The organism is Psychrobacter sp. UBA6739, assembly GCF_002453835.1.
GTDB classification, from domain to species: Bacteria; Pseudomonadota; Gammaproteobacteria; order Pseudomonadales; family Moraxellaceae; genus Psychrobacter; species Psychrobacter immobilis_A.
In genome coordinates, this window is record NZ_DKHR01000028.1 from 15,790 (window position 1) to 37,010 (window position 21,221).

Annotated in this window: 18 protein-coding genes; 13 read left to right on the forward strand and 5 right to left on the reverse strand. The window is 43.8% G+C overall.

Going from position 1 to position 21,221, the window contains the following annotated elements:
* Nucleotides 1–181: 181 nt before the first annotated feature.
* The 4 genes from B2575_RS06745 to B2575_RS06760 all read left to right on the forward strand — a co-directional run bounded on the left by B2575_RS06745 (nucleotide 182) and on the right by B2575_RS06760 (nucleotide 3,528).
* Nucleotides 182–667 carry a nucleoside deaminase gene (locus B2575_RS06745; protein WP_296240708.1) on the forward strand — a complete coding sequence of 162 codons (486 nt, stop codon included), beginning with the start codon at nucleotides 182–184 and terminating at the stop codon, nucleotides 665–667.
* 135 nt (nucleotides 668–802) lie between these two features.
* Nucleotides 803–2,023 carry an acetylornithine deacetylase gene (argE, locus tag B2575_RS06750; RefSeq protein WP_296240709.1) on the forward strand — a complete coding sequence of 407 codons (1,221 nt, stop codon included), beginning with the start codon at nucleotides 803–805 and terminating at the stop codon, nucleotides 2,021–2,023.
* A gap of 135 nt (nucleotides 2,024–2,158) precedes the next feature.
* Nucleotides 2,159–2,899: a LysE family translocator gene (locus B2575_RS06755; protein WP_296240710.1), complete on the forward strand. Its 741-nt coding sequence runs from the start codon at nucleotides 2,159–2,161 to the stop codon at nucleotides 2,897–2,899.
* A gap of 131 nt (nucleotides 2,900–3,030) precedes the next feature.
* On the forward strand, nucleotides 3,031–3,528 hold the full coding sequence (locus B2575_RS06760) for a GNAT family N-acetyltransferase (protein ID WP_296240712.1): 498 nt from the start codon (nucleotides 3,031–3,033) through the stop codon (nucleotides 3,526–3,528).
* A gap of 184 nt (nucleotides 3,529–3,712) precedes the next feature.
* Here the strand turns inward: B2575_RS06760 and miaB are convergent, their stop codons facing one another.
* On the reverse strand, nucleotides 3,713–5,203 hold the full coding sequence (gene miaB, locus B2575_RS06765) for a tRNA (N6-isopentenyl adenosine(37)-C2)-methylthiotransferase MiaB (protein WP_087814074.1): 1,491 nt from the start codon (nucleotides 5,201–5,203) through the stop codon (nucleotides 3,713–3,715).
* A gap of 387 nt (nucleotides 5,204–5,590) precedes the next feature.
* On the opposite strand from miaB, the gene B2575_RS06770 reads away from it, so the two are divergent.
* The 4 genes from B2575_RS06770 to B2575_RS06785 all read left to right on the forward strand — a co-directional run bounded on the left by B2575_RS06770 (nucleotide 5,591) and on the right by B2575_RS06785 (nucleotide 10,726).
* Nucleotides 5,591–7,729 carry a lytic transglycosylase domain-containing protein gene (locus B2575_RS06770; protein ID WP_296240714.1) on the forward strand — a complete coding sequence of 713 codons (2,139 nt, stop codon included), beginning with the start codon at nucleotides 5,591–5,593 and terminating at the stop codon, nucleotides 7,727–7,729.
* A gap of 529 nt (nucleotides 7,730–8,258) precedes the next feature.
* Nucleotides 8,259–8,900 (forward strand): hypothetical protein, encoded by a 642-nt coding sequence (locus tag B2575_RS06775; RefSeq protein WP_055124727.1) that lies wholly within the window; start codon nucleotides 8,259–8,261, stop codon nucleotides 8,898–8,900.
* A 375-nt stretch (nucleotides 8,901–9,275) separates the two neighbouring features.
* Nucleotides 9,276–10,259: a malate dehydrogenase gene (locus B2575_RS06780; protein ID WP_055124854.1), complete on the forward strand. Its 984-nt coding sequence runs from the start codon at nucleotides 9,276–9,278 to the stop codon at nucleotides 10,257–10,259.
* A gap of 227 nt (nucleotides 10,260–10,486) precedes the next feature.
* The gene (locus B2575_RS06785) at nucleotides 10,487–10,726 is read left to right on the forward strand and encodes a DUF2789 domain-containing protein (RefSeq protein ID WP_045444148.1); all 240 of its coding nucleotides are present in this window, start codon (nucleotides 10,487–10,489) and stop codon (nucleotides 10,724–10,726) included.
* A gap of 115 nt (nucleotides 10,727–10,841) precedes the next feature.
* Here B2575_RS06785 and ribF read toward each other — a convergent pair whose 3' ends face one another.
* A complete protein-coding gene (gene ribF, locus B2575_RS06790; RefSeq protein ID WP_296240723.1) occupies nucleotides 10,842–11,882 on the reverse strand; it encodes a riboflavin biosynthesis protein RibF in 1,041 nt (346 codons plus the stop codon).
* Nucleotides 11,883–12,251: 369 nt separating this feature from the next.
* Here ribF and B2575_RS06795 point away from each other — a divergent pair, with 369 nt between their 5' ends.
* The gene (locus B2575_RS06795) at nucleotides 12,252–12,857 is read left to right on the forward strand and encodes a GNAT family N-acetyltransferase (RefSeq protein ID WP_296240725.1); all 606 of its coding nucleotides are present in this window, start codon (nucleotides 12,252–12,254) and stop codon (nucleotides 12,855–12,857) included.
* A 111-nt stretch (nucleotides 12,858–12,968) separates the two neighbouring features.
* Here B2575_RS06795 and B2575_RS06800 read toward each other — a convergent pair whose 3' ends face one another.
* The 3 genes from B2575_RS06800 to ampD form a co-directional block, all read right to left on the reverse strand.
* Nucleotides 12,969–13,580, reverse strand: a complete 612-nt coding sequence (locus tag B2575_RS06800; RefSeq protein ID WP_296240726.1) for a hypothetical protein — start codon at nucleotides 13,578–13,580, stop codon at nucleotides 12,969–12,971.
* Between the two features lie 111 nt (nucleotides 13,581–13,691).
* Entirely contained in the window at nucleotides 13,692–15,242 is a 1,551-nt protein-coding gene (gene murJ, locus B2575_RS06805; RefSeq protein WP_296240727.1) for a murein biosynthesis integral membrane protein MurJ, read from the reverse strand.
* A 187-nt stretch (nucleotides 15,243–15,429) separates the two neighbouring features.
* Nucleotides 15,430–16,017 (reverse strand): 1,6-anhydro-N-acetylmuramyl-L-alanine amidase AmpD, encoded by a 588-nt coding sequence (gene ampD, locus B2575_RS06810; RefSeq protein WP_296240730.1) that lies wholly within the window; start codon nucleotides 16,015–16,017, stop codon nucleotides 15,430–15,432.
* Nucleotides 16,018–16,291: 274 nt separating this feature from the next.
* Between ampD and B2575_RS06815 the strand changes: the two genes are divergently transcribed.
* The 4 genes from B2575_RS06815 (at nucleotide 16,292) to pyrE (ending at nucleotide 21,172) form a co-directional block, all read left to right on the forward strand.
* Nucleotides 16,292–18,394, forward strand: coding sequence for a DUF4105 domain-containing protein (locus B2575_RS06815; RefSeq protein ID WP_296240732.1), 2,103 nt, complete (start codon nucleotides 16,292–16,294; stop codon nucleotides 18,392–18,394).
* A gap of 83 nt (nucleotides 18,395–18,477) precedes the next feature.
* Complete coding sequence (locus B2575_RS06820; RefSeq protein WP_296240735.1) at nucleotides 18,478–19,329, forward strand: SDR family oxidoreductase; 852 nt, start codon at nucleotides 18,478–18,480, stop codon at nucleotides 19,327–19,329.
* A gap of 57 nt (nucleotides 19,330–19,386) precedes the next feature.
* A complete protein-coding gene (locus B2575_RS06825) occupies nucleotides 19,387–20,388 on the forward strand; it encodes a hypothetical protein (protein WP_238048769.1) in 1,002 nt (333 codons plus the stop codon).
* A gap of 61 nt (nucleotides 20,389–20,449) precedes the next feature.
* A complete protein-coding gene (gene pyrE / locus B2575_RS06830; protein WP_372886432.1) occupies nucleotides 20,450–21,172 on the forward strand; it encodes an orotate phosphoribosyltransferase in 723 nt (240 codons plus the stop codon).
* Nucleotides 21,173–21,221: the final 49 nt, after the last annotated feature.

Here is a 21,221-nt window from a genome sequence, read left to right on the forward strand (position 1 = left end):
TAAATCTTGCAAAACTACGTCAAATAGCTGGTTAATGTCCCGATATTATCTGCGCTATTTTTCTGATTCGGCTATCATTTTTATCACCATTTTTAAAATGAGAACACGCCCGAGTATTTTCTAAAAAGATATGAGAGATTTTAAGAGTCATTACTGGCGCTTAGGTAATAGAAGGGAGATTATGATGATCACCGACAATGATATGATGTATTTGCGCCGCTGCGTAGAGATTGCTACTGAAGCGCTAGAGGCGGGCGATGAGCCATTTGGTAGCGTATTGGTCGACGGCGACGGTCATGTGCTGCATGAAGATCGTAACCGAGCTAATTCTGTCGATGCTACTTATCATCCTGAGATTGCCGTTGCCAAATGGGCAGCAGCAAATATGACAGCGGAGGCGCGCGCTAACGCTGTGGTTTATACCTCGGGCGAGCATTGTGCCATGTGTTCGGCCGCGCATGCGTGGGCAGGGCTTGGTCGTATCGTTTATGTCAGCTCATCAAAACAGTTGGATGAATGGATGGAGGAGATGGGCGTAAAATCCTCATCACCAATCAATTCATTAAGTATTCAAGAAGTGGCTCCGAACATACCAGTACAAGGTCCGATTGCTGGATTAGATGCAGAAGTAAAGGCGCTGCAACAGCGCGCATTTCAAAGACGCTAACGCTTTCTATTTTTACCATTCCAGAAATTACAGTAGCGAAAAACGAGTGCGAGTACTACATCTAGTAGGCTTGGGAAATTTAACATCGCTAACCGTATTTCTAAAATCGGTATTATATCGTGATAAGGATATTTCATGACTTCGAACAATAATAATCAGCTCAAAAATACGTCTTACCCTGCGCATAGTATCGATTGGCTCACACGCTTGATTGGCTTTGATACGGTCAGTCGCCATTCAAATTTAGCCTTGATTAAAGATGTGCAAGCATACTGTGAACAATTAGGTTTGATAATAGATTTGACTTTTAATGAAGCCAAAAACAAGGCCAATCTATTCGTTACTGTGCCAGCAGGCAAAAACTCTGATGAAGTAAATCATGGTCTGGTGCTGTCTGGTCATACCGATGTGGTGCCAGTTGATGGTCAAGACTGGGCGTCAGATCCATTCACTGCGACGATACGTGGCGATAAGCTATACGGGCGCGGTGCGTGTGATATGAAAGGTTTTATCGCTTGTGCATTGACGTTATTACCACGCGCTGTGCAGTTATCCAATGAAGGTCAGTTGCGTCGCCCGCTGCACTTGGCGCTGTCATTCGATGAAGAAGTGGGCTGCTTGGGTGCGCCATTGATACTGGCAGATTTGAAAGCGCGTGGTATCACCCCTGATTATTGTATCGTTGGTGAGCCAACCAATATGACGATGGTTGTGGCACATAAAGGCATTTCCGTTTATCGTTGCCGCGTCCATGGTAAGTCTGCGCATTCGTCATTGACCGCCCAAGGTGTCAATGCTATCAGCTATGCCAGTCGTTTGATTGGTTATGTCGATGATTTAGCAGAAGAATTGAGCCATCGTGACGATAATGATACGTTGTTTGATGTACCTTATTCGACACTTTCAGTGGGCACGATAAAGGGTGGGACGGCGACCAATATTGTTCCCAATCTATGTGAGTTTACCTTTGACTATCGCAATCTGCCGCATATGACGCAAGACGATATCCTCGCGCCGATTCAGGCGAAGGTTGCAGAGCTTAGCGCACAAATGCAAGCACGCGCTGCCGATACTGGTATTGAGCTGCTGCAAGAAGAAAGCGTACCGGCAATGACCGATAGCGACAGCGCTGAGCTACAAGCGTTGATAGCTGCTTTGACGGGCGATGAAAAACGTCATAAAGTCGCTTATGCCACTGAAGGCGGGCAATTTACTAATGCTGGCATCCCAACGATTATCTGCGGTCCCGGTAGCATTGAGCAGGCACATAAAGCCGATGAATATGTCGAGCTGAGCGAAATTGAGCGTTGTGATGGGTTTTTACAGAAGTTGTTAGATAGCTGTACTGTCAATTAGTTTATTAGATGGTAAACCGTTTGTTTTTGATATGAATTGGCATAAAATACACCGTCTTTATGGCGGTGTTTATTTTTTAGCAGCTTAGAATTAAGTATTTAAATTTTCTATAAATTAAGAATTAGGGGTTGGTTGATGTCTTGGCATCTGTTTGCAGTATTCTTTGCAAGTACGTTTTTTATTTCAGCGACCCCAGGTCCCAATATGCTGCTCGCGTTTCAGTATGGCATGAACTATGGCGTAAAGCGCACATTGTGGACGCTGGCGGGACTGAGCCTTGGGCTATTTATATTACTGCTTTCGACACTACTTGGACTCGATGTGATCAGTCGCCAGTCGCCTTGGTTGTTGACAGTCATTAAAGCAGTGGGTGCGGCGTATTTAATCTATCTGGGTATTAGCTCTTGGCGCGATGCAGGCGATGGCAGCTTGATGAGTGATGCTCGTGAAATGAGCGAAGAAGTCGCGGCTGAATATCCTGCGTCTGACAGTGACAGTGAAAGCACGGCTAATACACCGCAGCCGCGTTCGCTCTCAAGCGCAGCGGTGAGAATCTCGCCAAGCAATGTGACCTTGTTTCGTACAGGTGTTTGGGTATCACTATCTAACCCCAAAGCCATCTTATTTTTTGCCGCTTTCTTCCCCAAATTTATCAATTTTAGTGCGCCGTTATGGCCACAATATGTTTTATTAACGATAGGGTTGTTCTTAAGTGAAACAATCTGGCAAATCGTTTATACCTTGGGTGGTACAAAGCTGGCAAGTTGGCTCGATGTTGGCAATCGTTTAGCGTGGCTCAATCGTGGTTGCGGCGTCATATTTATCATCATTGCAGCCGCTTTATTGGCTGAAGTCATAAATGGTTTTATGGTTTAAAGAACGAATCTAGTAGGTTACGTTTTATCGGCGCTTTCTACGTGAGTTTGACAAAAGTAATTCACCCTGCACACTGAGACAGGTAGCTTAGTTTGATCTATTAGGTATTTTATGATTGGGCAGATGATCATATGTTAAACATTGAGATAAAAATTTTAAGTGTTAATGAGCTTAACGATTTCAGAACTATCAGACTTTCAGCTCTAGAAAAATCTCCAAGAATGTTTGGATCCACATATGTAGCAGAAGTAGCAAAACCTCCAATTTTTTTTGAAAATTGCTTATCAAGTTCAACTGTATTTGGCGCCTATCATAAAAATAAGATCATAGGTTTAGCCACCTTCACACAAGAGACTGGAATAAAGTTTTCTCATAAAGCGTATCTATCTAGTGTATTCATTGAACCTGAATTCCGAGAAAAAGGCATAGCAAGTCAATTGCTTAGGGAAGTTGTGGAGTATAGTAAAAAATATGTGGAACAAATTTTACTTACTGTAGCTGATGATAATAAGCCTGCTATTAATTTCTATAAAAATTTTGGTTTTCAAGCTTATGGGTTAGAACCAATGGCATTGAAAGATAATGAGGAGTATATTAACGAGATCTTAATGAAGCTTTTTGTGTTATAGCACTTTTATTGTGTTCATAAGTCAATATCTTAATATGCCCTTATAGCAATTTTTTCGAAAGTTAAGTATCGTTTGCACTCTCTTTGAGAGCTTGATAAAACTAACCCACTTTATGAATAAAAAAGCCGCTCACTATAAATAGTGAACGGCTTTTTTATTTTTACTCAAACTTATAATTTAACGGTTACGCCAATACTTCTATTAGCTCACCTTTTACCATGTGAGGACTGACGAAATCAGTAATACGTACGCTCACGAGTTTACCCAACATCTCATCCATTTTCTCGACATCATGAGGGAACATAACCGTACGGGTGTTATCTGCCGTACCGATTAAGCAATCAGGATGACGGTTGGCAACTTGCTCCACCAAAACGCGAGTGGTGGTTCCAACCATCTCATGCGTTTTCGCAAGTGTCGAATCAATGATGACTTTTTGGAATTCAGCCAAGCGCTCTTTTTTAGTTTTGAAACTCACATCATCTGGTAATTCAGCGGCTGGCGTGCCCGGACGTTTAGAGTAGATAAAGCTGTAAGAGTGATCGAAATTCAGTTCTTTTGCCAAGTTCAATGTATCTTGGAAGTCTTGATCGGTCTCACCAGGGAAGCCAATGATAAAGTCGCTTGATAAGTGAATATCAGGACGAATGGCTTTGAGCTTATTAATCTGATTGATATAGACATCAATCGTGTGATTGCGCTTCATCGCTGCCAAGATAGCATTTGAGCCACTTTGAACAGGCAGATGCAAGTGAGAAACCAGCTCTGGCAATTGTGCATAGGCATCAATAATGTCATCAGTGAACTCTAGCGGATGGCTGGTCGTATAGCGAATACGCTCAACACCATCGACATGCGAGACATAATGTAACAGCTCAGCGAAACGGCAAATACTGCCATCGTCTTTTTCACCGCGATAGCCGTTGACGTTTTGACCCAACAGGTTGATTTCACGCACGCCTTGCGCCGCTAAGCTATCAATCTCAGCCAAGACATCATCGAGTGGACGCGACAATTCTTCACCGCGGGTATAAGGCACCACGCAAAATGAGCAATACTTTGAGCAACCTTCCATGATAGAGACAAAGGCTTTAAAGCCTTCTACTCTTGGCTCAGGTAAAAAGTCGAATTTTTCAATACTTGGGAAGGATACGTCAACTGTGCCGATGCGATTTTTTGGTGCGATTTCACGCTGCTCATGTGATTGATCATACAGCTCTGGCAAACGGTGTAATGTCTGCGGGCCAAATACCATATCGACATAAGGCGCGCGTTTTTGAATGTTATCGCCTTCTTGTGAGGCCACGCAACCACCGACACCGATCACAAGATCAGGGCGCTTTTCTTTTAATTTACGCCAGCGACCCAATTCTGAAAACACCTTTTCTTGCGCTTTTTCGCGGATAGAGCAAGTATTCATCAGCAGCACATCGGCTTCATCGATATCGTGCGTGACTTCCATACCGTGGGAATCACCGAGCACATCCAGCATTTTGCCAGAATCATAGACGTTCATCTGACAGCCCTGTGTGGTGACAAAGACTTTCTTAGTCGCTGTTTTGACAGGTGCTTGGGCTGAACTTGATTCTTTGAGTGCAGTGACAGCAGGCGCAGTAGCGGTTGTTTCAGCGACAGCAGTGTCATCGATGCGGGGATTAAATACAGTAACACTCATAAGGATAAGTCCATGATTGACTAAAAATATAGCGTGATAGGTGATTAACAGGTGGCGTATTTTATCACAACCCTATGACAATGTGAAAAATTAGCAGCGTCAATTGTTGGTCGTTATGATCAATTATTTATAACAGTATCAATTGTTTACTGCTGCTAGTAACGCGTTTGGCAAAAATTACAGCTTGCTATCACTTCTATGTTACACCGTGCTATCGTATTTATTAACAAAAGGTAAAGGTGATGGTTGAAAGTGCAACGAGTATAGTATGATGAATGCGACCATATTAGCGCGATTGATTAAATCGCGATTTACGCCGTTTTGGCATTGTTATGCTAAATATATTATTTAGCCAAATCATTTGGACACATTACAAAGAGAGTCAGTATGACAAAGCCGCAGGTTGCTCATAGCATCAAGGATAGAGAATCTATTAAGCAAAATGAAGATGCAAAACGAATGAAAGCAAGGACGCTACGAGTCAGTGCGTTAAGTTTGGCGACAGCAATGAGTGCGCTAGGATTGTCACAGGTGGCTTGTGCTGAGCTGACGTGGGGCGAAGAGGACAGTTATCAGCAAGAAGGCAGCTATCAACAAAACAGTGGCTATCAGTCGGACAATGGTGTGAGCTCATTTAAAGCAGCGGCAATTGCGGTAGAACGCGGTGATGTCAGTGCTTTATACAATTATGAGCAAGCAATGAGCGGCGGTTTGTTTGCTATGTATCCCACTTATTGGCGGATGAATTTAGATCTTAATTCGCAAAGTTCGGCGGCGGTATCACAGTTTGTGCGTCAATATCCAAATACGGTGATGGCAGAAAAGCTGGTGGCGGATTTTGCTGAGACTAAAGCAGGCTCCAATGATTACGCCTCAGTACGCCAAGTTGCGAATTTAATTACCAATGCGGATGCCAGTGAGCGCTGTGCGGTTGCGCTTGGGTTCAATAATGGCGGCGATACTATGCGGGCTATGGCAGCCAAGTCTGAAGTTTGGTTGACGACCAAAAAGCAGCCAGCCTTGTGTGACCAACTCGCGATGGAGATGAATAATAACGCGCTGATTAGCAATCAGGATCGCGCGGCGCGGCTCAAGCGTATGCTACGCAAAGGCAAAACGGGTGACATTATGGCATTGTCATCACGTTTAGGAACGCCCATTGCTTATTCAGCATTGAGTGAGATTCAACTGAATCCGTCTGCTTTTTTTAGCCGTTTTAGTCGAGAACCTGCCAGTCAAAACAATCAATACCTATATCTATATGCCATAGGACGCGTTGCTGACAAGTCTTACCGTGAAGCTGCATTACAGTTGGATTTTGATGTTAAACAAGACAATCAGCGTTCAGTTAAATTGTTGAATGCGGAGACTCGTCGCTATGCGTATCGCATCCTTGGGGTGCAACGTATGAATCATAATACGGATGATGGTTTTAATGCTGAGGCGGTTGACTGGTTCCGCAATAGCCTAGACGAAGATTTTAATTTTGAAGAAGCCGAAGATTATGCCATGGCAGCGATTCGCTTTAGCCGCTGGGACGATGTGGTCGAAGCCATCTCAAAAATGGAGGCTGAAACCCAAAAAAGTGACCAGTGGCAATATTGGCTGGCTCGCGCTTACGAGCAATCAAGCGATGCTAACAAGCGTGATACTGCTAAAAAAATGTATCAAAACTTGGCAAAAAATAATGACTATTATGGCTTAATGGCAAAGGATAAAGTGGGTCAGCGCTTTGATGCCAGTCGTTTGGGTAGTAATAACTTACCAAATGTCAGTACTGCTGATCGCGCACGTGTCATGCAAGATGCCAACTTTGCGCGTGCTTTTGCTCTATATAATGCTGACGCCAGCCGTGCCTATGCCAATCGTGAATGGAACTGGGCGGTAAAGCAGGCGCGCGACAAGCGTGATGATAACTTGATTATTGCCGCTGCTCGTCAAGCATATGATATGGGCTGGCTCGACCGAGCAATTTATGCCGTTGATAATACTGATAGAGTAGACAGCTTAGCGTTATCACATCCGATGCCGCATCAAGATGCAGTCGTACGTTATAGTCAGTCTGCTGGTATCGATCCTGCTTGGGCTTATGGCATCATGCGTCAAGAAAGTCGTTTTGTTGCATCAGCACGCTCAAACGTTGGTGCCAGTGGTTTGATGCAGGTGATGCCTGACACGGCAAAATACATTGCTCGTAACTTAGGCGAGACCTATAGTGCCAGCCGTGCCAATAGTGGCGATACCAATATTCGTTACGGCACATGGTATATGGGTGATATTTTCGGTAAATTAAACCGTCAACCTGTGTTGGCAACGGCTGGTTATAATGCGGGACCGAACAATGCCAAGCGTTGGCAACCAGTATATGGTTCGCTCGCAGCCGACCAGTACGTCGAGTCGATTGCCTTTCCTGAAACCCGTAATTACGTTAAGCACGTGATGGAAAATGCCACCATTTATAGCAGTCTATTAGGTCGTAGTCAGCCTATTAGCCAGCGCATGGGCACGATACCTGCCGCGCTCTAAAGTACCAATGTATAAACCAAAAAAACCATTCGTGAGCAATCATTAATGGTTTTTTCATGTCACTTTTGATCGTGCAATCAAAGCTAGTTTTGTCTTGACGCGATGCCTAATTCGACGCCCAACCTCGCTGATGATGACATGCTAACGTTGCGATATTTTTGTACTATTGATGCTATCATTAGCTTATGTTTACGTTTCTGCTATAGATTAAAAAAAACGTTTTGCTACCATTGCATCAATTAGTGTCTTTTATACGTGCTTATAATAAGTGCTTATCAATCAACGCACACATTTTTGTTAGCTCTATTCTTAGTTTTATCAGTGTTCATACGTCGAACACTATGAGCTAAACGATAGCCCATGTTTTTATCATTGCTAGATGCCTTCAGCCCCTATGATCAAAAAATATTTCAATCTGTCCCTGTTATTAAAAGTTCGGCATCAGTCATCTATTCAGCAGATGCAGGTACGCTCGCTATCTACTCTGACGCCAGATTTAAACCAACCAAGCTCGATAACTAATACATCTATGGATAAACTAAATACGACGCTAAGTATCGGTGCATTAGTGATGTTGCAAGGCATTATGATGATGCCGGTACATGCCGCGAGCGCTGTTAAGAGCGGACAGCGTGTGTTGATGATTGAGATGACGCCAGCATTGTGTAGCATACAGCCGACGCGTGCCCGTATGCGTCAATGCTTGGAGGGTTATTCGTTGACAGTATCAGGTTTAGATATGGGCTATGGTGAGCGCTGCGGACGTGGTAGTGAGCCACGTCTGACACCGTTACAGTTAAAAGTCGTCAACCGTATCATGCCTGATACGACAGTACGTAGCCAAGCTTGGCAGCGTTATGGGGCGTGTAGTCCACTCAGTGCCAGTAGTTATTTTCGCCAGATTACCAATTATGCTGGCGCATTAAAGCTGCCTAACGAGCTTAATACGGGTAATAGCTATACGGTTTCTAAATCTCGATTTATCAGTCAAATGACCCAGCTTAATAGTGGTATGTCCTCAAACAGTATTGATTTGATTTGCCAAGCGGGCAGTCGTCGTCAATCAACATTGACGGATATCCATATTTGTTATGAAGGGAGCGAATTTGGCACATGTCATAATGTTGTGAATAATTGTGGCAGTAAGTTCGTCATTTCGGGTGGAAAATAGTTTTTTAGCCCATTTAAATGCTTATTGTTTGAATTGAGGACACGCCCTAATAATATTCGCTTATTTTAAGCGTTATATCACTGTATGTAACGCTTCTAAATGCTGTTATCAGCTGCCTTCCATTGCCTTCTAGCACTGTATCCGTATAGGTTTACAGTAGGTAAAAAATCCTCCCGTATAAAATGTAACAATATAATCGGTGGTCGGCGTCTTATTGTCTCTAGACGATTTGCTGAACGAAGTGCTACACTAGCTCTCGGTTTATGACTGCTATATTCAGTAGGCAAGTCGTTATTTACAACGATAGTCATCCATTAGAACCATCAATCAGAATCATGAATTATCTAATCTATAATTAGGGAGTATTCAATGTCAATGAAACAGCCTTTACGTGTTGCCGTCACTGGTGCCGCTGGTAATATCAGCTATGCTATGTTATTTCGTATTGCATCTGGCGAGATGCTAGGTAAAGATCAGCCAGTTATTTTGCAATTGCTTGAAATCGCTCCAGCACTTGACGCCCTAAAGGGTGTGGTCATGGAATTAGAAGATTGTGCATTCCCTTTATTAGCAGGTATTGTGCAGACTGATGATGCGACCGTTGCATTCAAAGATGTTGACTATGCTCTGCTAGTCGGTTCACGTCCACGTGGTCCAGGTATGGAACGTAAAGATTTGCTAGAAGCCAACGCTGCGATTTTCTCAGCACAAGGTAAAGCATTGAATGACGTTGCAAGCCGTGATGTAAAAGTATTGGTTGTTGGTAACCCTGCCAACACCAACGCCCTTATCGCTCAGCGTAATGCACCAGATCTTGATCCACGTAACTTTACTGCGATGACTCGTTTAGACCACAACCGTGCTATGGCGCAGTTGGCTGGCAAAACTGACAGCACAGTAAATGACGTGAAAAAAATGATCATCTGGGGTAACCATTCATCAACGCAGTATCCTGATCTGACTGCTGCTACTGTCAATGGTAAGCCTGCATTAGATTTGGTTGATCGTGAATGGTACGAAGCGACTTATATCCCAGAAGTACAACAACGTGGCGCAGCAATCATTAAAGCCCGCGGTGCATCATCTGCCGCTTCTGCTGCCAACGCGGCCATTGCACACGTACGTACGTGGGCATTGGGTACTGATGAGAACGATTGGGTATCAATGGGCGTTTATTCAAACGGCGAATACGGTATCGCAAAAGGCTTGATCTACTCATTCCCATGCACATGCACTAACGGCGACTGGTCTATCGTAGATGGCGTTGATGTGTCATCAGATTTTTCTAAAGAGAAAATGGCAGCGACTGAGCAAGAGCTTAGCGAAGAGCGTGATGCGGTCGCTCATTTACTTCCATAAGCAACCAATGTCACGATATTATCATGTCATAAAGCTGTTTTATAGAAATTGATCTAAAAAAGCCCTCTATATTAGAGGGCTTTTTTATGCCTTGTCGGCCTATCCAAATACAATTGATAACGTTAGATACACGTTGATTAACAGCTATTAAAATAAAGCTTGCTACAATAAATGTGTCAATTTAGATAATAAACACAAAGACACTCGTACCATTTAAGGAGAAAAACATGTTGGGTGAACCAGAATACAATATGAATGAATTATTTGCACAGTTGGGACTTGATAGCTCAGATGCAGCGATTGATAGTTTTATTGAAAATAATCAGTTGGATAAAGAAGAGAAGTTGATAGAAGCGAGCATTTGGACAGACAATCAGCGTGCTTTTCTACAAGAAGAGTGGGAAAAAGATGCGGAATGGGTAGAGGTCATCGATGACTTAAACGTACGTATGCATCCAGATGCTTAGAAAAGCCAACTATTAAAAAACGAATTATTAAATAAAAACCCACAAACGTTATAAACGCTGTGGGTTTTTTTATAAATTATAGATATCGAGGGTCGCATTTAAGCTTAATAGCAACCTAACTGGGCTGCTGCTCTCGCCACTCAATTAATGCTTTTACATCATTATGGATGCCTGTTTTTAATGCTTCTAAGCCATCATAATGTCGTTCACCATGTAAATAATGCAAAAATCGAACCTGTAAAGTTAATCCATATAAATCGGCATTTAATTCTGGGAAATGAACTTCCAAACGCCAATCATGTTGTTTATCGACAGAGGGTCTAGTGCCGATATTGGCTGTCCCAAAGAGGCTATTGGAACGTAATCCTGAGATACCTGATTTCCCATCTATAGCAAGTGCCGATAAGCCTTCAGCAATCACTTGCCCATCCTCGTCGAGGCTGACGACATCAACAGCAAAGATACCATGCAGGGCAGGTTTTAAACGCTGTAGGTCAATATTCGCAGTAGGAAAGTCCATGGTACGACCTATTTTATCGCCACCAACGACCATTCCTGTAATCGCATAATCGCGACCAAGTAGCGCATTAGCAGCGTCAATATCACCAGCCAATAGTAAGTCCCGAACGCGAGTAGAGCTGATACGTGCCGCTTTACCACTATCATCGATGACGGTATGTAGATTGGTCACATCTAAGCCATAATTCCGCAAAAACTGACTGTCACCAGTACGGTCATGACCAAATTTGAAGTCATCACCCAACACCAACGCTTTGACATTTAAGCGCAGGGCTAAAAGATCCGCAAATGCTTGGGCGGATAGCGAGCGAAACTCTGCATCAAATCCTGCCACAATCAAGGTCTCAACGCCATATTCTGCTAACAAAGCTTGTTTTTCAGCGAGATTGGTGAGGCGAGCAGGCGCGGTGGCTGGCGCAAAAAATTCACGAGGCTGTGGCTCAAATATCATCACGGCAGAACCAAGATTTTGTGCATGCGCAATATCACGGACTTGTTCAAGCATCGCTTGATGACCAAGATGGACACCATCGAAGTTACCGATAGTGAGCACACAGGGCGCTAAATCTACTGGACTAGTATTTGCAGTCAAATTACTTGGCGAGGCAATCAGTTGCTCAAGAAAATAGGTGTTCATAAATTTTCAGCTATGATAGATAAAACCAGATAAAAAACACACCCGTACCAAAATCAATGTGTTTAAAATCAGCCATTATAAAGTAAAATGACCACACTAACATCCTATAGTCTACTGACAATAAAAGTATGGCGCTATCCGCTCTGTCATCTTAAAATACCGTGATGTTTGTCCACATGCTTTTGTAATGACCCTCTTTATGGATGGATTGTCTTGCAACAATTATCGCTCATAGATTATAGTCTCTTCAATATAATGTGGATACAAGAAAGGCGAGCGAAAGTATTACAAATAGTAGACTAAGCGAGCCTGACACCGTATCCATATGATAGGGAATTGTCTACATTAATTAATAATTACGGAGAACTTATGCCCGCTGCTGCCTTAAATGCTGTACCAACTGTTCTGTCAGAACACTATCTCACTGATGAGTTTGTTGTGCAGCGTGCAAGTAGAGACGACTTGTCAGAGATTTTGGTGATTTATAATCAGAATATTGCAGGTAAGCAAGCCACTGCCAATCTTACTCCAGTGACTTGTGAAGAGCGTGCAGATTGGTTTGATGAGCATATAAACAGTCCGACGCGTCCTATTTATGTGGTAAAAGTGATGCATAAGACCACGCAGAATGCAGCGAAAACAGAGACAGCAACAATCGTTGCATGGGGCAGCTTTAGCGATTTATATGCACGACCGGCTTATCATATCAGCACTGAGATTAGTATCTACTTGCATCAGGATTTTCACGGTCAAGGATTGGGCAGTTTATTGACATGCTGGATGTTGACACAAGCGCCAAGCCTAGGCATTCATAATGTAATCGCGCTTATTTTTGCGCACAATCAGCCAAGCTTAGGATTGTTCCGTAAGCTTGGTTTTGAGCAATGGGGATATATGCCAAAAGTGTGTGATATGCAAGGCTTTATCGCTGATGTTGTGATGCTTGGCAAGCCAGTGTCGTCAGATGAATATTAAATTTTGATTGGTATCAAATAACATTATTGAAGATAAGATAGCTCAAGTTCGAGTGACTTAAGCTAAAATAACTTAAGCTAAAGTAATTTTAAATGAGGACAGCAAAGCGTCTTACCCTAGGATTTTCCATTGACCTTCAATTTTTTGCAGCTCATAAGTCAACGGTGCAGGCGCACTTTGTCCTTTTAGCATCAGCTCCCCAATGATGGTGGCACGGGTTTTATCATCACTGTATTTAGTATCGGTGATAGTGACGCCATCGACGGTTTGCTGAAAGGCATACTGGGTTTTAGCCAGCTCTTCTTCGAAGTTTGCCATATCTACTTTATAATATTTAGCGGCTTCCTTTACCTCGCCATAATACAGGCTATCTAATGCTCGTTTGACAGTATCTTCCGGTGTACCAGCTTGGGTTGTATTGGTTACGAGGCTTTTTTGCTTGGTCGCAGAGGTAACTGGGTTAATATCATCACTATCAATAGCCGTTTCATCGTTACCACTGTCAGCCGTCTGCTCACTTTCCACAGCTAATGTTTGATTAGTAGTATCGTTTTCAGCATCAATGCTTTCATCAGAGCTGTCTTCAGCGATGGCTGCCGTATCTTCGGCACTATTAGCTGTCTTATCGTTATCGCTACAAGCACTTAAAAGCAGTCCAGTGCTAAGGACGCCAGCGGTTAAGATAGTTGGTAAGCGTAGTAAGGTTGATAGTTTGGTTGTCATTATTAGCCCTCAGATTTCATTTATTCATTAATGGTTAATTATGGCAACTATCGGCGTCATTCACTATCCATTCTCTTACTAAGCTTGTTTTGGTTTCGTAAGTGAAACTGCTTAACCATGCTTTAGCTGGCGCGGACGGAAACCAGTGGCTAGTAATACCATGCCATAAACCAGTGCCCCTACGGCACACATAATGAGTAAAGCGGCGATACGTCGCCACTGCACATCATCGCTAGGGAAGTAAGGCAGCATGACATAAAGTACGCCAATCATAGCGCTGGTCGCAATCGCAAACTGGGTGAATAGTTTCTTCCAATGGCTGCCAAAGCGGAAAATATCACGTTTATGTAAGAAGTAATATAATAAGCCTGCGTTCACAAAGGCCGCGCCCGTGGTTGCTAATGCCAAGCCGCCATGTAGTGGAATCTCTAAGAAATAAAATATACCGATGAAAATGACACTAAAAACCATGTTGGCAAAGACAGAAATGATACCGATTTTTACGGGTGTTCTGGTATCTTGACGGGCAAAAAAAGCAGGGGCAAAGATTTTAATAAGCATAAAGCCTAAAATACCACCAGCCATACTACGTAATGCGAGCGAACTCATCTGCGCATCACGTAAGGTAAATTCACCGCGCAAAAACAGCGCTTGCATCAGTACATCGGCAAGTGTAAACAACGCTGCTGATGCAGGGACACCGACTAAAATGATTAAGCGTGCCGCCCAATCGATGGTTTTTTTAAAACTAACATCGTCTTTTTGCGCCTCACTTTTTGATAAGCTTGGCAAAATGACTGTACCGATTGCCACGCCAATCAGTCCTAACGGCAGCTCACTCATACGCTCTGCGGCATACAGCCAAGAGACCGAGCCGCCAATCATCAATGAGGCAAAAATGGTATTGAGCAGCAGATTAATCTGAGTGACAGAGACGCCAAAGATAGCAGGCAGCATGAGTTTTAAAATACGGCGAACGCCTTCATGCTGAAAGTCGACCTTGGGTGCGACCAGCAGCTTTTGTTGCCATAGCTGCGGCAGCTGCAGTAAGAATTGCAACAATCCTGCGATAGCGACTGCATAGCCTAGAGCCATGATAGGAACATCGAACATAGGGGCAAAAATTAGCGCGCCACCAATCATACATAGGTTCAATAACACGGGTGCAAAAGCAGGCGCAGCAAAGCGTCCGTAGCTTTGTAAAATGCCACTGGCAAAGGCGGTCATAGAAATAAATAGCAAATAAGGAAAGGTCAGACGCAGTAATTCAGCGGTAATAGCAAACTTACCTGGTTGGTCGGCAAAACCAGGCGCGAATAAAGTCACGACCCAAGGTGCCATTAAAATAACAACGACGGTAAGCATCGACAAAATTAACAACAGAGCGCCTGAAGTACGACTGACTAAGATTTGTACCTGCTGCAAACTATATTTTTCTTTGTATTCGGACAGTACAGGGACAAAAGCTTGACTAAAGGCACCTTCTGCAAATAAACGCCGCAAAAAGTTTGGGATTTTGAAGGCGACTAAAAAGGCATCCATCAGACCACCAGCGCCAAAAACGCCTAACAATACGACATCGCGTACCAGACCCAAGATACGAGACAGCATGGTCATACTACTGACCACCATGGTTGAACGAAATAACCGACTTTTTGCCATGAGAACCTATTGTGCTAATTTGTTTAATGAAGGTTGTTTACTGATGGTTGTTTACTAAGTTGCTGCTATCAAAAAGCTGACGGATTATAGCATTTTCATAATCGAGATAAATGGATTGGATGTGGAATATGCTGTGTACAGTTAATAGAGCTTTTAACAGGATTGACAAAATAATTATCCATATGACTTAACCCTCAAGAATGTTGGCGACCATCTCACGCAATCTTGCCCATTCAAAATAATCACCAGGATCTGTTTTGCGACCAGGGGCAATATCGCTATGACCTGTCAGATGACGACGAGTTTTGGGATAGGCGGCATAAATGGCACAGACTATTTTTGCAAGTACCTCATATTGTTCGGCGGTGAAGGACACAAAATCAGACCCTTCAAGCTCAATACCGATGCTATAATCATTACATTCAGGGCGACCCAAGTAGCTAGAGCGTCCAGCATGCCACGCGCGCTCATTAAAATTGACAAACTGAGTAATCGTGCCATCACGCTCGATAAATAAGTGGGCCGAAACCTCCGCGCCTTTAATCGTTTGAAAATAGGGATGCGCCGCCCAGTCTAGCTGATTGGTAAATAATGCTTTAACGTAATGGATGCCGTCAGTATCAGACGCTCCGAACTCGTTCGGAGGTAGGCTGATATTATGAATAACAATAGTATCAATACTCATATCTGTTGGTCGCAGATTGCAGTTTGGTGATGCAAGGTATGTGGCGGCAGATAATCTGCCATCGTTAATCGTTATTGGTGTTATGGACATAATATTCTCTTTTATCATGATATTAATAAGTGGGCATTGACCGCTGGTTGCTAGCCATTTTTCATCAATTAATAGCCAGTCTGATAATAGCTACCTTGATAACAGTAGCTTTGATAGTAACAACTTTGATAACAGCCACTTTGACTAAGATATTTCCATGATCTAGCTCGTATATGGCTTTTGAGGTTATTTTAGTGAACGATTCAATCGGCATTATCAACCAGCCATCAATCACGCTATCGGCGTATGAATAATAACGTGCGAGGTTTACCCCATGTCTCTAAAGCCTAATTTTTTATCTGTAGATTGTACCCTAACTACTATGAGTCAACGAGCGCGTTTACCACTTGCTATTGCAGGATTGCTACTCTCTGCACAAACGCAAGCTTTTTTGCCAACCCCAGCATCATTAGTAACGACAGGGGCATTAGCGCCTACGCCACAAGCTGCTGCAATCGCTAATAATACGCCAGATAATGACGCTCCAGAAGACACTCAAGGGCTAGAAAAAAGCAACGCTGAGCAATTATTAGCCAAATGGCGTGAGCAAGCAGCAACACAAAGTTTAGCCCAACATACGACATGGCGACGTTTGTTGTATTTCTTTGATGATCAAAAGAATTTGATTGGGAAGAAAAAAGACACCAGCATGGTTGATGAGGCTGACTTTTTTTTAAGTGAGCATGGTCGGCAAGATTCGAATGCCGAGCTTGATGCGTTACTCGTCGTCCTCGCTAATGAGGTAGCGACAACGAATAACCGTACTGTTAAAAAAAGTACCGCTAATAATTCGGTATTATGTCGTTTCCCAGCGCGTGTACAATGGTTGACTGATACATTAAACATTGATGAGGCGGCGCTACAAGTTGACTGTCCGGAGTTGAATGAATGGATGCAAAAGATTGCCCCTGAGCAGCTATCTATCATGTTTGCCCAAGAGTATTTAGACAATCCTTTATCAGCCTTTGCTCATACATTATTGCGCATCGACTCAAAAGCGAGCGTGGCTGATCCGAGCCAGATTCATCACGCGGTTGCGCTGAATTATACGGTTGGTGGTAATCCAAAAGACAATTTTGTGGTGTATGCCATCAAGTCAATGACCGGCGGTTATGACAATCTCATTGAAATTGACCCTTATCCAGAGAAGCTGGCGAAATATCTGCAAGAAGACGAGCGCGATGCGTGGACGTATCAATTGGATTTGACTCCAGCGGAAGTACAGCAGATTATGTTGCACGTTTGGGAAACCAAAGATTTAAAATTGCCGTATTACTTCACCACAGATAACTGTGCGTCTGAGATTTTACGCTTAATTGATGTGGTGCGTCCGCAGCAGCACTTATTGAGTCAGCTGCCTTATGCGGTTATTCCCTCAGATGTCGTGCAGTTGCTTGATGATGAGGGCTTACTTGCCAGCACCAACTATACCCCTGCTGATAGTACTTTACGCCAAGCGCAGTTAAACAAGGTCAAAGAGCAGCGCGAGCAATTCGGCTATCACAACAGCGCAAAACAGACGATTAATGAGGTTAAATCTGCCCAACTCAATACGGTTTCGAGCATGTCAGCTGATGGACAGACGTTATTGCAGTCTAATATAGCAGTATCAGATAACAATCCAATAGACAGACATCCGCTGCAACTGGCTCATATGGGACTAGGGCAGCGCGGTGATAATAACTATATCGATTTGGGCTTACGAGCGGGCTATCATGATATTCTCGATCGTCCCTCAGGATTCCCACAGTTTTTTGACTTAGAAGGCGCATCTGCGACTTTGCGCCTGTACGACACCGATAATGACAAAGCCAATCAGCCAAACAGTGTGGTTTTGCAAAATGTGACGTTGATTCGCGGGCGCTCATTTAATCCAGTCAATTCTGCCAAAAAAGGCAAAACGTGGGGCGCTAGCATCGAGGCGACGCGTGTGAATGATGGCTCCCAGCAAGACGGTCGCGATCATTTAGTTGGGAGCTTGGGCTATGAATCAGGTTGGTCATGGGCATTTGGCACGCCTCGCACAGGTACAGGCGAGATGCCGCCGCAGCTATGCTATACCTTTTTGTCCGGCACAGCGCAAGCAGGGCGTGGTATCAATAAAGGTTTTCGGGTTGGTGCAGGCGTGAATGCAGGTTGTCGTTATCAGATTAACAATCAGTTACGCGCGCAGGCTGAATTGCAACTGCCATATTGGTATCATGGCAGCAGCGATGAGTCTAATGCCCGTGGTCATTATTGGCAGCTGATATCGACATTAGGGCTGCAGTATGATATTGATAAAAAACAAGCATTACGCATTAATGCCAACTACGAATGGCAAGATCGTGTTGATGCCAATGAAGACGTACAGCTGTCGTACAGACGCTATTTTTAACATTTATTACTGAAAAGATGTATAGATTATTGAAAAGATGTATGGGCAGTCATTAGAAATGTCGTTCGAATAAAGGATAAATGATGAGTACGCAAAATTTATTGATTATTGGTCAAGGTGATATTGGTTTGCCAGTCAGCAACCAGCTGGCACAGGACGGCTTAAATGTCACAGGTTTGGCTCGTGGTGAGCGCCATCATTACTCTTTGGATGATAACGCTGAATTTATGCAAGCCGATGCATTGACTCTGACGGCTGAGCAGCTGCAAGATTTTACGGCGATAGCAATTATCGTTACCCCCGATGATTATTCGACCAGTGGCTATCATAATAGCTACTTAGCAATTAGCCAAAATTTGGCAACGCTTGCGGACAAACTCACCAACCTTTCACGCATTGTTTTTATTTCATCAACGGGTGTTTATGGGCAAGATAATGGCGAATGGATTGATGACAATACTGCACCTGTGACGCCAGAGCGTGAAGCATCGCAGGTGATATTGCAAGCAGAACAAGTCCTGCAACAAGGCTTTGATGATAAAGCCATTATTATTCGTCCAAGCGGTATTTATGGACGCGCGCGTCTCATGCGTCTGCGTAAAGCCCGCGAGCCACAAAAGGAAGCAGTGGCAGCGACGCATTGGAGCAATCGGATTATGGATCGCGATTTGGTCGCTATCATCGTTAACGTACTGACTATCGATGCGCCCAAGCCCCTGTATATTGCTACTGATTATGCGCCAGTCACGACTTTTGAGTTGGGCGTTTGGTTAAGTCAGCAGATAAATGAAACGCCTCCTGCTCTTGACGATAAAAAAGCAGCGGTTACGGGAAAACGCTTGCACAGTAATATTCCATTAGCTTGGTTGGCATATCCTGATTGGCAAGTCGGTTACCGTGATATTTTGCGTCATCAAGAACAACATCAAGAATAATATGCCAGTTTGGTTTAATTAGAATTATTTTTGTATTTTATAGCTTATGGAGATTTCATGACCCAGCCTTCTACTTCTGACACTCATTTACCCAGTGCTGATCTTAAAAAAGCAGTAGGCGGTACAGTTTCAGAAGGCAATGCTGAGCAGTCGTCTATTTTGCCAGATACTACCCAACCTGCGATTGTACATCCTAATTTTGACCCGAGTCGCTTGGCACTTGATCCTGCCAGACCCTTGAGCGATATTCCAGAACCTGCTAGGCGCTTAAATGGTCAATTGCAACGACTCTATGGTCGCTCTGCGCGTTTTTACCAGCCTAAAGAACACAGCTTATCAAAATGGTCGCTGATTGCTTCAGAAGTATTGGACGAGCATCTGTCATTACTGCGGGCAGCAGAGCTTGTCGAGTTTCCAGACAGCTTTTATCACAATCACAGCGCGCAACCATTATTATCATCATTAAATGGTATGACTTTGCTCGACATGGCCGATATTCAGCAGGCGCTTCGTGCTTATCCAAAACTGCATCGTTACGGTTTTGCACTGAATGGCTCTTCTGTAAGTACCGATACGAGCGTTAGTAATAATGCTAAAAACAAACAGGCTTCTTTACGTGCATTGACCAAACGTTATAACCCAGATGAATTGCTCAACAGTGTTTACGCCGAAGATTGGCAAGTGGTGTTGCAGCCGCAGCAATTTGAGACAGGCGAGGGCAGTTTGGCTACTGACATTATGGCGTGCAGCGTCGCTGTCCATGCATTGAGGCAGTGCGAGACACGAAAAAGTATCAATCACCGCTATAGTGCCGCGCAAATCTGTCAGCACATACGCAGTTATCTGCTGAGTCAAATCATTTGTGAGCCATCGCAGCGCCATGCCTACCGTCAAATACGCATTTTCACAGGACATGTTATTGTTGCCGCGTATCATTTAGGTTGGGAGATACAAGTGAGTGATGACGGTCAGTGTTATTTTAATCTCTCATCGCGCAGTGGCCTATTGACTCGTTATCCTAACATGCAGGATTACGACATCAATGGTTGGTCAAGCTGATCAATAATGCGTACAATAACGCCAATTTTTTGCTCTTCTTTTTGTCAATAGGAACGCTTCCATGCTTAATGCCTCAATGCCTAATGCGCAACACCCTTCTTTCTCCTCACATCAATTTATCCAACTGGCTTTAGACAATCAAGTTCTCAAATTTGGCGAGTTTGTCCTCAAGTCTGGTCGCATCAGTCCGTATTTTTTTAATGCAGGCTTGCTGGCGTCGGGTGAGATGTTGTCGTTGCTCGCGTGTGGTTATGCTGATGCCTTGGCTGAGCAAATGGCTGCTAGTCATAACGGTACAGATGAGCAGGAGCTGGTGATATTTGGGGCAGCGTATAAAGGTATTCCTTTTGTGGCAGCAACCGCGCAAGCCTTATGGATTCATCATGGTATCAATGCCAAGTGGGGCTATAATCGTAAAGAAGCCAAAACCCATGGCGAAGGTGGCAACTTAGTAGGCGCTGACGTTAGTGGTAAAGCAGTCTGGGTACTCGATGATGTCATTACCGCTGGTACGGCGATGCGCGAAGTGGTTGAGATTTTAGAGCAAGCAGGCGCTAGCGTTGCTGGTATTATCGTTGCCCTTGACCGTAAAGAAAAAGGTCAGGCTGAGCATTCTGCTATTCAAGAGTTGGCGTCGACATTAGAGGTACCAGTGCGTGCACTCGTCGATATCGATGATTTAATCAGTTATTTGGCAGATGACCATGGCGTACAAAGCGGTCAGCATAAAGACGCGACCCAACTTGCCAAGATGCAACATTATCGCGCGCAGTACGGCGTATAGTTGGGTACTGAGTCCGAAGCTGTTCTACATTAATAATATAACGTAAGTG

What these genes read in the sequence shown, in the direction of transcription:
- B2575_RS06745 (WP_296240708.1), top strand. Translation starts at nt 182, where the DNA reads ATGATGATCACCGACAATGATATGATGTATTTGCGCCGCTGCGTAGAG.
- argE (WP_296240709.1), top strand. Translation starts at nt 803, where the DNA reads ATGACTTCGAACAATAATAATCAGCTCAAAAATACGTCTTACCCTGCG.
- B2575_RS06755 (WP_296240710.1), top strand. Translation starts at nt 2,159, where the DNA reads ATGTCTTGGCATCTGTTTGCAGTATTCTTTGCAAGTACGTTTTTTATT.
- B2575_RS06760 (WP_296240712.1), top strand. Translation starts at nt 3,031, where the DNA reads ATGTTAAACATTGAGATAAAAATTTTAAGTGTTAATGAGCTTAACGAT.
- miaB (WP_087814074.1), bottom strand. Translation starts at nt 5,203, where the DNA reads ATGAGTGTTACTGTATTTAATCCCCGCATCGATGACACTGCTGTCGCT.
- B2575_RS06770 (WP_296240714.1), top strand. Translation starts at nt 5,591, where the DNA reads ATGACAAAGCCGCAGGTTGCTCATAGCATCAAGGATAGAGAATCTATT.
- B2575_RS06775 (WP_055124727.1), top strand. Translation starts at nt 8,259, where the DNA reads ATGGATAAACTAAATACGACGCTAAGTATCGGTGCATTAGTGATGTTG.
- B2575_RS06780 (WP_055124854.1), top strand. Translation starts at nt 9,276, where the DNA reads ATGAAACAGCCTTTACGTGTTGCCGTCACTGGTGCCGCTGGTAATATC.
- B2575_RS06785 (WP_045444148.1), top strand. Translation starts at nt 10,487, where the DNA reads ATGTTGGGTGAACCAGAATACAATATGAATGAATTATTTGCACAGTTG.
- ribF (WP_296240723.1), bottom strand. Translation starts at nt 11,882, where the DNA reads ATGAACACCTATTTTCTTGAGCAACTGATTGCCTCGCCAAGTAATTTG.
- B2575_RS06795 (WP_296240725.1), top strand. Translation starts at nt 12,252, where the DNA reads ATGCCCGCTGCTGCCTTAAATGCTGTACCAACTGTTCTGTCAGAACAC.
- B2575_RS06800 (WP_296240726.1), bottom strand. Translation starts at nt 13,580, where the DNA reads ATGACAACCAAACTATCAACCTTACTACGCTTACCAACTATCTTAACC.
- murJ (WP_296240727.1), bottom strand. Translation starts at nt 15,242, where the DNA reads ATGGCAAAAAGTCGGTTATTTCGTTCAACCATGGTGGTCAGTAGTATG.
- ampD (WP_296240730.1), bottom strand. Translation starts at nt 16,017, where the DNA reads ATGTCCATAACACCAATAACGATTAACGATGGCAGATTATCTGCCGCC.
- B2575_RS06815 (WP_296240732.1), top strand. Translation starts at nt 16,292, where the DNA reads ATGTCTCTAAAGCCTAATTTTTTATCTGTAGATTGTACCCTAACTACT.
- B2575_RS06820 (WP_296240735.1), top strand. Translation starts at nt 18,478, where the DNA reads ATGAGTACGCAAAATTTATTGATTATTGGTCAAGGTGATATTGGTTTG.
- B2575_RS06825 (WP_238048769.1), top strand. Translation starts at nt 19,387, where the DNA reads ATGACCCAGCCTTCTACTTCTGACACTCATTTACCCAGTGCTGATCTT.
- pyrE (WP_372886432.1), top strand. Translation starts at nt 20,450, where the DNA reads ATGCTTAATGCCTCAATGCCTAATGCGCAACACCCTTCTTTCTCCTCA.